Below are 12,627 nucleotides of genomic sequence, written 5' to 3'. Positions count from 1 at the left end.
TGGTGGTTACCGGCGGGTAATGCAAAAGTGGGGCCGTGGCTGATTACGACGTCGTGATCGTGGGCAGCGGCTTCGGCGGCAGCGTGAGCGCGCTGCGCCTGGCCGAGAAGGGCTACCGGGTCGGCGTGCTCGAGGCGGGCCGGCGATTCACCGCGCGGACCCTGCCGAAAAGCTCGTGGGATCTGCGGAACTTCCTGTGGGCGCCGAAGCTCGGCTTCCGCGGCATCCAGCGGATCACCCTGCTCAAAGACATCGTGGTGCTGTCGGCGGCGGGGGTCGGCGGCGGCTCCCTGGTGTACGCCAACACGCTGTACCGCCCACCGGCCACGTTCTTCGAGGACGCGCGCTGGTCGGGCATCACCGACTGGGCGGCCGAGCTGGCGCCGTACTACGACCAGGCGTCGCGCATGCTGGGCGTGACCGAACAGCCCACCATGACACCGTCCGACGTGGTCATCCGCGACGTGGCGGAGGAGATGGGGGTCGGGCACACGTTCCGCCGTACGCCGGTCGGGGTCTTCTTCGGCGAAGCCGGCAAGAGCGTCCCCGACCCGTTCTTCGGCGGGGCCGGCCCGGCCCGCACCGGCTGCACCCAATGCGGCAACTGCATGATCGGCTGCAAGGTGGGCGCCAAGAACCGCCTCGACGTCAACTACCTCTACCTGGCCGAACAGGCCGGCGTGACAGTGCACCCGCTGACCACGGCGACCTCGCTGCGGCCCTCGGCCGGCGGCTGGACGGTGACCACCTCGCGGGGTACCTTCACCGCGCGCGACGTGATCCTCTCAGCCGGGGCGCTGGGCACGCAGTCGCTGCTGCACGCCATGCGCGACAAGGGAATCCTGCCGAACATCTCACCCCAGCTGGGCGCCCTGACCCGGACCAACTCGGAGGCGCTGCTGGGCGCGCAGGCGGGCACGGTGCCGGCCGAGCCGTTCTCGACCGGCGTGGCCATCACATCGTCGTTCCACCCCGACGAGACCACCCACATCGAGCCGGTCCGGTACGGCCCCGGCAGCAACGCGATGGGACTGCTGTCGACCCTGCTGGTCGACGGCGGCGGACGGGTGCCCCGCCCGCTGCGCTTCCTGGCCGAGGCGCTGCGCCACCCGTACCTGCTGATGCGGTCGCTGTCGGTGCGCCGCTGGAGCGAACGGACCATCATCGCGCTGGTCATGCAGACGGCGGACAATTCGCTGACCGTACGCCGGACGAAAAGCGGCCGCCTCACGACCGGCCCCGGACACGGCGCCCCCAACCCGGCCTGGATCCCGGTCGGCCACGAGGCGGTACGCCGGATAGCCGCCCGGATCGGCGGCTTCCCGGGCGGCACGGTCGGCGACATCTTCAACATCCCGATGACCGCCCACATCCTCGGCGGCGCCACCATCGGCGCCGACCCGTCCGCGGGCGTGGTCGACGCCTACCACCGGGTCTTCGGCTACCCCGGCCTGCACATCATCGACGGCTCGGCGGTGCCGGCCAACCTGGGCGTGAACCCGTCCCTGACCATCACCGCGATGGCCGAGCGGGCCATCGCCCTGTGGCCCAACAAGGGCGAACCCGACCAGCGCCCGGCCGAGGGCTACGCCCGCCTGGCCCCGATCGCACCGCACACACCGGCCGTCCCGGCCCACGCCCCGGCCGCACTGAGGCTGCTCGGCTGACGTAGCGCCAGCCCTGCTCGATGCCACCATCGAGACGACAAACGCCCACCGCGACACCGCCGGCGACGTCGCCGCCGCCGGCGTTTCGATCCGTGCCGTCCAGCCCGGCGGGACCACGCGGTCAAGGCCGCGGTCGCGGTGCAACGGGTGGGATCAGCCGGTGAACTCGCCGGGTGGGGTGGTGTCGGGGGTGGGGCGCTTGGTGAGTTCGGCGGCCCGTAGTTCCACTCGGCGGATCTTGCCGGAGATGGTTTTCGGGAGGTCGGTGAACTCGAGGCGGCGGATGCGGGCGTACGGCGGCATGTGCTCACGGGCGTACTGGAAAATCGCCTCTGCCGTCTTCTCGTCGGCGGGCCAGCTCTCGGCCAGCACGATGTACGCCTTGGGGACCGCCAGGCGCACCGGGTCGGGGGACGGGACCACGGCCGCCTCGACCACGGCCTCGTGCTCGATGAGGATGCTCTCCAACTCGAACGGGGAGATCCGGTAGTCCGACGCCTTGAAGACGTCGTCGGTGCGTCCCACGTACGTGATGTAGCCGTCCTCGTCGCGGGAGGCCACGTCGCCGGTGTGGTAGTAGCCGCCGGCCATGCGGTCGGCGGTCAGTTCGGCGTCGCCGTGGTAGCCGACCATCAGGCCGGCCGGGCGCGGGTCCAGGGCCACGCAGATCTCGCCCTCGGTGGCCGGCTCGCCCGTGTTCGGGTCGATCAGCTCGATGCGGTATCCGGGGACCGGGCGGCCCATCGACCCCGGCTTGACCGGCTGGCCGGGGGTGTTGGCGATCTGCACCGTCGTCTCGGTCTGGCCGAAACCGTCGCGGATCGTCACGCCCCAGGCCTTGTTCACCTGGTCGATGACCTCCGGATTGAGCGGCTCGCCGGCGCCCACCACCAGGCGGGGTGGGGTGTCCAGGGCGCTCAGGTCGGACTGGATGAGCATCCGCCAGACGGTCGGCGGGGCGCAGAAGCTGGTGACGCCGCAGCGCTGCATCTCGGCCATCAGGCGGCCGGCGTCGAAGCGCGTGTAGTTGTAGATGAAGACGCAGGCCTGGGCGTTCCACGGGGCGAAGACGTTGCTCCACGCGTGTTTCGCCCAGCCCGGCGACGAGATGTTCAGGTGCACGTCGCCCGGTTGCAGGCCGATCCAGTACATGGTCGAGAGATGCCCGGCCGGGTACGAGGCGTGGGTGTGCTCGACCAGTTTCGGGTTGGCCGTCGTGCCCGACGTGAAGTAGAGCAGCAGCGTGTCGTCGGCCCGGGTCACGCCGTCCGGCTCGAAACCCGCGCCGGAGGAGTAGGCCGAGCGGAAGTCGAGCCAGCCGTCGACGGCCGGGCCGACCGCGATGCGCGTGATTCCGGGGTCGACCGCGGCGAACTTCTCGGCCGCGGGCGAGCCGGCGATCACGTGCTTGGCCCCGCCGCGGGCCACCCGGCCGGCGGCGTCGGCCGGGCCCAGCAGCGGCGTGGCCGGGATCAGCACGGCGCCCAGCTTCATCACGGCCAGGATGGTGTCCCACAACTCGACCTGGTTGCCCAGCATCAGCACGATGCGGTCCCCACGGCGTACACCCTGAAGCCGCAACCACGACGCGACCTGATCCGACCGCCGGGACATCTCGGCGAAGGAGAACCGCTGCTCGGAGCCGTCCTCCTCGACGATCCACAGCGCCGGCGCGTCGTTGCCGGCCGCGATCACGTCGAACCAGTCGAGCGCCCAGTTGAACTCGCCGAGCTCGGGCCAGCGGAAACCGGCCAGGGCGCCCTCGTAGTCGGTGGCGTGGGCGAGCAGGAAATCCCGAGCCTGGCGGAACGAATCTGCTGTCATTCGGCCGAGTCTGCCCCCGATGGGCTCAGATGTTAATCGTGCGGGTGGCCGTGAAGCCGCGTTCAAGATCACCCGTGACGCAGGCCATCGCCAGCGCGTGCGGATTCGTGCCGGCCGGGTCGGCCCCGGTCAGGCGGTCGCGGCTGCCCTCGTACCCCTTGGTGGTGTAGACCTGCTGGCAGACGTCGCCGGGCAGGGAGATCTGACCGCGTACGCCAAGCTCGGCCTCGAAGTGCAGATGCGGCCACTCGTCGCGGTAGGCGCCGGGGAAGACGCTGGTGAAGGTGACCCAGCCGGTGTCGTCGGTGGTCTGGAGCCCGCGCAGGTAGTTCTGCCCGGCCAGGCTCGGCGAGTAGAGCGAGTACGCGCCGTCCCGGTCCCCGTGCCAGAGATAGACACCGTGCCCGCTCAGCGGCCGCCCGGAGGTGGCGCTGGTCAGCCGCAGCCGAATGGTCAGCGGGACGCCCTTGGCGACGCCGGTCGCCGTGCCGAAACCCCAGCGCAGGTCGCTGCGCACGATGCCCGAGCGGCTGAGGGCGTCGCCCCCGGGCGTGGCCAGCGCCGCCACCGTGACCCCGGTGACCAGGCCCAGCATGCGGCGCCGCCGCAGCGTGGGGAAGTCGAGCGCGAGGCCGCCGTCGTGCTGCCGGGTTTGCGTCTGCACGGTCATGCCTTCATTGGGCCGGGCCCCGGTTGCCAATCGGGTTTCCCGGCGGGTGCGAGTCGGTTACTGTCCGTTCCATGGGCGGTGATCGATCTTTGAGCCCGGAGGTCGTCTACGACGACGAGGAGCTGCCCGCCCGCCGGCTGGCCGGGCGCGTCGGGCTCGCCGTCTCGATCGTCGCGTTCGCCGTGGCCGTGCTCGTGCTCGTGCAGGTGTTCCGGCCGCTCGCCCGGGGCAGCCAGTACTACCTGATCATCTTCCTGGCCGGGACGCTGCCGCTGGTCTTCCTGGCGTACAAGTTCCGCCTTTCCTCCCGAGAACGCCCGACAACACCGGACTGGATTCTTTCCGGTACGGCGGTGCTCGTCGGCCTCTACCCCTTGAACCCCTTCACCGGCGGGTACGACGCGTTCCTCGACCGCCAGGGCCTGCTCGACCCGATCGACGTGGTCTTCGGCGCGATCATGCTGGTGCTGGTGGTCGAGGCGTGCCGCCGGACCACCGGCTGGGCGCTGCCCGTCGTCTGTCTCGCTTTCCTGGGGTATGCGTATTACGGCGGTCTCCTGCCGCAGAGCTGGCCCATCGCCCACGCCGGTCTCGACTTCGCGCAGATCGTGGACGCGCTCTACAACTCGGGCAGCGGTTTCTACGGCACCCCGCTCGACGTCGCGGCCACGTACATCGTGCTCTTCACCATCTACGGCGCCGTCCTCGACCTCAGCGGCGCCAGCCGCTTCTTCGTCGACCTGTCGGTGGCCGCGTTCCGCCGCTCGCGCAGCGCCGCCGGCCGCACCGCGGTGGCCGCCGGCTTCCTGCTCGGCACGGTCTCCGGCTCCGGCACGGCCACAGCGGTCAGCGTCGGCGCGGTCACCTGGCCGATGCTGCGCCGCGCCGGCTACCCGGCCGAACAGGCGGGCGGCATGCTGGCCGCGGCCGGCGTCGGCGCCATCCTGTCACCACCCACGCTCGGCGCGGCCGCGTTCATCGTCGCCGAATACCTCGACGTCTCCTACCTGACCGTCCTGGGCTGGGCGACGATCCCCACGATCCTCTACTACCTGGGCATCCTGCTGGCCGTCGAGATCGACGTCCGTCGCTTCCGGGTACGGTCGCTGGACACCCCGCCGGTCAGCACGCTCCGGCTGCTGGCCCGGTTCGGCTACCACTTCTCGTCGCTGGTGCTCATCGTCGTCCTGCTGGCCCTGGGGGAGAGCGCCACCCGCGCGGTCGTCTACGCGACGCTGCTGGCGTTCCTGCTCTCGTTCCTCGACCGGAGCTCCCGGCTGACCCCGGGGCGGGTCTTCGAGGCGCTGAGCGCCGGCGTCCGCGGCGTCCTGCCGGTGGTGGCGGTCTGCGCGGCCGCGGGCATCATCACCGCGACCACCACGAAAACCGGACTGGGCGCCCAGCTCGCCTCGCTGCTGGTCCGAGGCGCGCAGGCCCTGTTCACCGACCCGACAGCGGTGCTGGCCACGACGGTGGTGCTGGCGGCGGTGGCACTGGCCCTGCTCGGCCTGGCCGTACCGGTCACGGCCAGCTTCATCATCGGCTGGGTCATCATCGGCCCGGCGCTGCTGGCCCTGGGCGTACCGGCCCCCGCGGCGGCGATGTTCGTCTTCTACTACTCGGTGCTGTCGGAGGTGACACCCCCGACGGCCTTGGCCGCGGTGGGCGCCAGCGCCATCACCGGCGGCCGAACCATCCCGACGATGTGGCAGACGCTGAAGTACGCGCTGCCGGCGTTCCTGGCCCCGATAGCGTTCGTGCTGACCCCCGCCGGCTCCTACCTGTTGGCCCGAGGCTCAGCCCTGGAGGTCACCTGGGCCACAGCGGTCGCCATGCTGGCGGTGACCGCCCTCGCCGTGGCAACCGGCGGCTGGATCCTCGGCCTGGGCCGAGCCGGAACAGCTCCCCGGGTCCTGGCCGCCCTGTCCGGCTTGTTCCTGCTCTACCTGTCCCCGACAGCCATAACGGCCGGCATCGCGCTGTTCGCCGCGGCCATCATCTGGACCTTCGCCCAGCGCCGCCGCTCCTCACCCACCGCCGACCCTTCTCCCGCCCCCTCCGCCGACCCTCGCGCCGATTCTTCCTCCGGGTCGTCGTCCGAGCCTCGCACCGAGCCCTCCTCCGAGCCCCGCGTCCAGCCCCGCTCCGAGTCATCGGTCGTGTCCTCCGTTGAGCCGTCTGCCGAGCCGTCTGCCGAGCCCCTCTCGGGGCCTTTCGGTGAACCCGCCGGGGAGCCTGCTTCCGAGGCTTCGGTCGCGACGCCGACTTCGCCGAGTGGCCGCCCCGTCCAGCCGTCCACGTCCTCCTCACCCGCCCGGCCGTCTGCGGGACACCCCGCGCCGGCGGGGCCGTCTGCGGCGCACCCCGCGCCGGCGGGGCCGGCCGATGCCGCTCTCGGCGAGACCGGCAGCCGGCCCTCCGCTCCGCTCCCTTCTCCGCCCTCCTCCTCTTCCAACGAACGGGGTTGACATGAAGCTAAATATCGGATTTGTCCGAGCGATGACCCGCCGGGCGGCGGGGTTCAGAGCCTGGGCTTTGCCCTCCCGCGGCGTCCGGTCGGCGGCATGGCCGGTTCCCGGCGCCTGGTCGGCTGGCCAGCCTGTCCGCGTTGGGTTGGCGGCCGAGCCTGTCTGCGTTGGGTTGGTGGCCGAGCCTGTCCGCGTTGGGTTGGCGGCCGAGCCTGTCTGCGTTGGGTTGGTGGCCGAGTCCGTCCGCGTTGGGTCGGCGGCCCAGCCATTCCGCGTTCAGTCGGCGGCTTTGGCCGGACATGGCGGTCGTTCTGTGGGCCTGGCCGGTCGTGGCGGTCGGTCTGTGGGGCTAGGCGGTCGTGGCGGTCGGTCGGTGGGTGTGCCTGTGATGCTGGCGGCGACGCTCGTGGTGGGTGTTGCCGGGTGTGGTGGGCGGCAGGACGCCGCCACGACCGATGCCGGTGGGGAAGTTACGTGCACTGTGGACAAGGAGACTCGGGTCGGCATTGCCACCGGGAACGCGACCGGTGTCTACTTCGCCCTGGGCAATGCTTACGCCGAGCAGATCAATGCCGGTGGGGGGAAGCTCAAAGCCACCGCCTCCGAGACCGGCGCCTCCGTGCAGAACATTCAGCAGGTTGTCGCCGGGCAGTATGCCGTTGCCTTTTCGCTGGCCGACACCGCCGCCGATGCCGTCGACGGGAGTGGGAGTTTCGACAGCCGGCAACCTGTGGCCGCGCTGGCCCGGATCCATACGAACTACACGCAGGTGATCGTTCGTAAGGCGGCCGGCATCAAGGATGTCGCCGGCATGAAGGGTAAGCGGGTCTCCACCGGGTCGCCCAAGTCCGGTACCGAGGTGATCGCCAACCGGATGCTCACCGCGGCCGGGCTCGACCCCGCCCAGGATGTCAGCGCGCAGAAGCTCGACCTCACCAAGACCGTCGACGGGATGAAGGACGGCTCGATCGACGCCCTGTTCTGGTCGGGTGGTCTGCCCACGCCCGGCATCACCGACCTGCTCACCACGTCGGCCGGGCAGGTCGAGTTCCTTGACGTCACGCCTCTGCTGCCGGCCCTTCAGAAGATCAATCCGGTGTACGAGGCCGGCGCCATCCCGGCCGCGACCTACAAGCTCGCCGCCGACACGCCGACCGTTGTCGTGCCCAACCTTCTTCTCGTACGCGATGACCTCGACCCGAATGTGGCCTGCGTGCTCACCAAGACCCTGTTCGAACGGCAGCCGCAGCTCGTCCAAGCCAACGCCGCCGCCAAGGAGATCTCGCTCGGCCAGGCCCGCAGGACCGATCCGGTTCCGCTGCACCGTGGGGCCGTGAAAGGGCTCGACGATCTGAACGCCCCCAAGTAACCGGGTTGCCGTTCCGGCGGGAGGGGGTCATCATGGTCGCCATGATGATCTTCTCCCGGAAGGGCGCGTGCGCCCTCGCGCTGTGATCGCGCTCGCGCGGCGGGACGCCGCGCTCCGTACGAACCTCTGGCAGCAGGCGGTGGACATCCGCCGCGAATGGCTGGACATCGGATTCTCCACCGAGCCGGCCGACCGCCAGACCGCTGAAGAGGCCATCGCCTCGATCTGTCATCGCCGGCCCGAGTTCGTCTGGGTCGACTCCCCGCGCGCGGCCCGGCCGTACCTCGCAGGTCTGCCCACGCACGACGACCTGCGCTCCTGGGTCGCCTCCCGGCGCCCACCGGGCCGCCCGCCGATCGCCAGCGACATCGCGGCGGGGCTCTCGTTTCTCAGGTCCACGGTGGACGAGACGTACACCGAACCGCCCTCGGACCGGCCCGCCCCGAAGCGCAAGAAAGGCGAGTCCTGGCCCCTCCTGCCGCCGGAGCGGGCCCTCGAGATGGGCCTTCCGTTTCGGGAGATCCTGGCCCAGGGCGTACGCCAATCGCTGTTCCAGACATTCTCCACCTTCTATCTTGCCGTGCGGGCGGCTCTCGGTCCGGTCCCGGTGGGCTGGTACGGGCAGCAGGACGCCTGGTGGATCGCCCACGTCGACGTTCTGCGCCGGCTCGGGCTGGTCGCGCCCGGCGCCGGTCGTGAGCTGGCCGCCTGGGAGGCGCTGGCCCGGTCGACGGGATGGTGGTGGCCCGGTGAGGACCGCTGTGTGCTCGTCGAGCGACCTGCCGCCGTACACAGCAAGCGTGTCGAATTTCGCGACGGGTGGGTCGTGAACCTGGGCGGCTGACGATTTGATGGTTCGCCGGGCATCGATTTGCCGGTGCCCGGCCCTACGATCGCGGAGTGACGACAACGCTGGCTCCGGAGCCGACGACTCTTCGCGCGGTGCCCGACATCGTCCGGCGCCGGCTGGCCACCCTCGACAACTGGCTCGACCCGCATTCGTGGGCGGTCACCGGGGTGATCGTGGTGATCGCGGCGATCCTGCGGCTCAACGGCATCACCAGCGCCAAGGGTTACGTCTTCGACGAGGTCTACTATCCGACCGACGCCTGGGACATGCTCCAGCACGGCGTCGAGTGGGACGAGAAGACCAACGGCCCGGCGTACGTCGTGCATCCACCGCTGGGCAAATGGCTGATCTCGGTCGGCGAGGCGCTGTTCGGCAACACCGAGCTCGGCTGGCGGTTCATGCCCGCCGTGGCCGGCATCCTGATGATCCTGGTGCTCATCCGGGTGGCGTACCGGCTGTTCCACTCGGTCGTCCTGGCCGGCGCGGCCGGGCTGCTGATGACCCTCGACGGCTATCAGCTGGTGCTGTCGCGGATCTCGCTGCTCGACATCTTCCTCGGCCTGTTCATCCTGATGACGTTCGCCGCCGTCGTGCTCGACCGCGACCACTACCGGCGCGGACTGCTGCGGGCGCTGGAAACCGGCGGCGACCCACCCCGGGTGCCCTGGTGGCTGCTGACCTCGGGAGTGATGCTGGGCCTGGCCTGCGGCGTGAAGTGGAGCGCGCTGTTCTTCGCGCCCTTCTTCGCCGCGCTGGTGCTCGTCTGGCGGATCCAGGCACGCCGCTCGGCCGGCGTCCCGGGGCGGATCGGCCGCGACCTCGGCTGGCTGATCCTGACGCTGGGTGTGGCGCTCGTGGTGTACCTGGCCACGTGGACCGGGTGGTTCGTCACCGACACGGGCTACTTCCGGCACGACCGCGCGCGCAACGGGCGCGACGAACCGCCGGTGATCGGCGCGCTCATGAACCTGTGGCATTACCACCGGATGGCGTACGAGTTCCACAGTGGCCTGACCTCGAAGCATCCGTACCAGTCGTGGCCGTGGCAGTGGCTGCTGCTGGGCCGCCCGGTCAACTTCTACTGGCCCAGCGCGACCGGCTGCGGCGCTCCCAGCTGCGTACGGCAGATCCTGCTCCTCGGCACGCCGGTCCTGTGGTGGTCGTTCCTGCCCGCGCTGGCCGCCCTGACCTGGTTCGGCATCGCCCGGCGGGACTGGCGGGCGTGGGCGATCGGCACCGGCGTGGTGGCCGGCCTGCTCCCGTGGTTCTACTACGCGATCAAGGACGGGCGCACGATGTTCTCGTTCTACGCGCTGCCGGCCCTGCCGTTCCTGATCCTGGCCGTCGTCTACGTGCTCGGCGCGATCATGACCCCGCCGGAGGGCGTCACCACCGGGGCCGCGCGGTCGGACCGGCAGATGATCGGCACGATCGCGGCGGCGGCGTACGTGGTCCTGGTCGCTCTCTGCTTCGCGTACTTCTATCCGATCTTCGTGGGCTCGTCGATCCCGTACGACAGCTGGTCCCAGAGAATGTGGCTGGGGAGCCGCTGGATCTGAGGAATCCCCTCATTCGGGGGCATCCGGCGTGGGAGCCTCCAGAAGTGTCGTTCACGATCAAGATGAGAATCATCGTCTCGATGGTGCTGATGCTGGTGATCTCGATGGTGGCGGTGGTCTGGTACATCACCCACCGCAACGCCGGCAACGCGCGGGACACCGGCTTCGCCTACGCCGACGAGGTCGCCCAGCGCAACGCCGCCGAGGTCCGGCAGGTGGTGCTGGGCGGCCTCGATACGGCGCGGGACATGGCTCAGGCGCTCTCCGTGACCTCGAGCCGGGCCGCCGCCAACGCCCAGCTGCGCTCGGTGCTGGCCGGCCACGACGACTTCCTCGCCGTGTGGACGGCCTGGGAGCCCGGCGCGTTCGACGGGCGGGACAGCCGGCACCGCAACGCGGGCGCGGGTGACGACGCCACCGGGCGCTTCGTGCCGTACTGGTACCGCGACGCCGGCAAGATCGCTCTCACGCCGCTGACCGACTACGACAAGAGCGGGCCGGGCGACTACTACCAGATTCCCAAGACCACCGGCGCCGAGAAGGTCATCGAGCCTTACCTGTACGAGGTCGGCGGTGTCGACACTCTGATCACTTCCGTCTCGGTGCCGATCAAACGCGGCGGTACGGTCGTCGGTGTCTCCGGCATCGACATGTCGCTGGCCAGCCTGCAGACGCTGGTCGGTGCGATCAGGCCGTTCGGCACGGGCCGGGCCGTGCTGGTCAGCACCGCGGGCGTGGTGGTCGGCGGTGGGGACTCCGCCGCGGCCGGCAAGGCGGCCCCGGACGACATCGCGGCGCTGGCGGCCAAGGCCGTGCAAGCGGGCGACACCACCCAGGAGGTCGGCGACACCGGCGACGAGACGCTGTGGACCGCGGCGCCGGTGGCGCTCGGGGCGAGCGACACGTGGACGCTCGTGGTCTCGGTGCCGACCGCCACGATCCTGGGCACGGCGAACACGACCCGCCAGATCAGCGTCGTCCTGACGCTGATCGCCGTGCTCGTCGCCGCGGCGGCGGCGCTGTACCTGGCCCGCACGATCGTGCGCCCGATCGAGAAGCTGCGCGACCGGATGGCCGAGATCGCCGACGGCGACGGCGACCTGACCCAGCGGGTCACCATCGCCCGCGACGACGAGGCCGGGCAGCTCGCCGGCGCCTTCAACCGCTTCGTGGAGAAGGTGGCGGTGACGATCCGCGGCATCGCCGACTCCACGGGCCGGCTGACCGGCGCCGCCCAGGACCTCAACCAGGTCAGCGCCCAGCTGCAGGCGGGCGCGGCCGACGCCTCGGGCCGGGCCCTGACCGCCCGTTCGGCCAGCGAGCAGGTCAACTCGGGCGTGCACTCCATCGCGGCCGGGGCCGAGCAGATGACCGCCTCCATCGGCGAGATCTCCACCAACGCGGCCCGGGCCGCGCAGGTCGCCAACCAGGCCATGTCGGTCGCCGAACGCACGAACAGCCAGGTGGCCGAGCTGGGCTCGGCCAGCGCCGAGGTGAGCGAGGTGGTCCGGCTGATCACGTCGATCGCCGAGCAGACCAACCTGCTGGCCCTAAACGCGACGATCGAGGCGGCCCGGGCCGGCGAGATGGGCAAGGGCTTCGCGGTGGTGGCGGGCGAGGTGAAGGAGCTGGCCCAGCAGACCGCCCAGGCCACCGAGCAGATCACGGCCCGGATCGGTGCCATCCAGTCGTCGAGCACGGCCGCCGCGGCCGCGATCGGCGAGATCGCCGAGGTCATCAACCAGATCGGCGAGTACACGACGACGATCGCCTCGGCGGTCGAGGAACAGACGGCGACAACGGCCGAGATGAGCCGCACGGTGACCGAGGCCGCGGCCAACAGCGGCGACGTGGCCCAGACCATCACCGGCGTGGCCGACGTGGCCTCCTCCACCGCCGGCGTGGCGGCGACGACCCAGCAGGCCGCGGCCAACCTGTCCGAGCTGGCCGCCGACCTGACCACCCTGGTCCGAGCATTCCGCTACTAGGGTTCGCCCGGCACGACGATCACGACCTCGCCCCGGCCGGGCGGGTTCCACCCCTCGCACGGCACAGTCGTACGGCTGGATGCCGGCCGTCCGGATCCGCACACCCACCGGCCCAGCGGGCGCCTCCATCTCCTTCAGAACCTCGGGCGGTCCCGGCGTCTCCGAACGCAGCTGCTCGCATTCCCACCCGCCAACCTGAACCGCGCTTGAGGTCAACCGCTATTGCGCGGGA

Annotated in this window: 8 protein-coding genes; 6 read left to right on the top strand and 2 right to left on the bottom strand. The window is 70.8% G+C overall.

Going from position 1 to position 12,627, the window contains the following annotated elements:
- The first annotated feature begins 35 nt into the window (after nucleotides 1–35).
- Entirely contained in the window at nucleotides 36–1,667 is a 1,632-nt protein-coding gene (locus ACGFJ7_RS00740) for a GMC oxidoreductase (RefSeq protein ID WP_392639984.1), read from the top strand.
- A 153-nt stretch (nucleotides 1,668–1,820) separates the two neighbouring features.
- On the opposite strand, the gene ACGFJ7_RS00735 is transcribed toward ACGFJ7_RS00740, so the two are convergent.
- A complete protein-coding gene (locus ACGFJ7_RS00735) occupies nucleotides 1,821–3,491 on the bottom strand; it encodes an AMP-binding protein (RefSeq protein ID WP_392639982.1) in 1,671 nt (556 codons plus the stop codon).
- A gap of 25 nt (nucleotides 3,492–3,516) precedes the next feature.
- On the bottom strand, nucleotides 3,517–4,161 hold the full coding sequence (locus tag ACGFJ7_RS00730) for an intradiol ring-cleavage dioxygenase (protein WP_392639980.1): 645 nt from the start codon (nucleotides 4,159–4,161) through the stop codon (nucleotides 3,517–3,519).
- Nucleotides 4,162–4,232: 71 nt separating this feature from the next.
- Between ACGFJ7_RS00730 and ACGFJ7_RS00725 the strand changes: the two genes are divergently transcribed.
- From ACGFJ7_RS00725 to ACGFJ7_RS00705, 5 genes are all read left to right on the top strand, one after another.
- Nucleotides 4,233–6,629, top strand: coding sequence for a TRAP transporter fused permease subunit (locus ACGFJ7_RS00725; RefSeq protein ID WP_392639978.1), 2,397 nt, complete (start codon nucleotides 4,233–4,235; stop codon nucleotides 6,627–6,629).
- A 388-nt stretch (nucleotides 6,630–7,017) separates the two neighbouring features.
- Nucleotides 7,018–7,998 (top strand): TAXI family TRAP transporter solute-binding subunit, encoded by a 981-nt coding sequence (locus tag ACGFJ7_RS00720; RefSeq protein WP_392641261.1) that lies wholly within the window; start codon nucleotides 7,018–7,020, stop codon nucleotides 7,996–7,998.
- Nucleotides 7,999–8,065: 67 nt separating this feature from the next.
- Entirely contained in the window at nucleotides 8,066–8,842 is a 777-nt protein-coding gene (locus tag ACGFJ7_RS00715) for a DUF6745 domain-containing protein (protein WP_360241216.1), read from the top strand.
- A gap of 56 nt (nucleotides 8,843–8,898) precedes the next feature.
- Nucleotides 8,899–10,407, top strand: coding sequence for a dolichyl-phosphate-mannose--protein mannosyltransferase (locus tag ACGFJ7_RS00710; protein WP_392639975.1), 1,509 nt, complete (start codon nucleotides 8,899–8,901; stop codon nucleotides 10,405–10,407).
- A gap of 44 nt (nucleotides 10,408–10,451) precedes the next feature.
- On the top strand, nucleotides 10,452–12,395 hold the full coding sequence (locus ACGFJ7_RS00705) for a methyl-accepting chemotaxis protein (protein ID WP_392639973.1): 1,944 nt from the start codon (nucleotides 10,452–10,454) through the stop codon (nucleotides 12,393–12,395).
- Nucleotides 12,396–12,627 lie beyond the last annotated feature (232 nt).

This window comes from Actinoplanes sp. NPDC048988, assembly GCF_043197815.1.
Taxonomy (GTDB): Bacteria; Actinomycetota; Actinomycetes; order Mycobacteriales; family Micromonosporaceae; genus Actinoplanes.
This window is presented reverse-complemented; position numbering and strand designations above follow the sequence as displayed.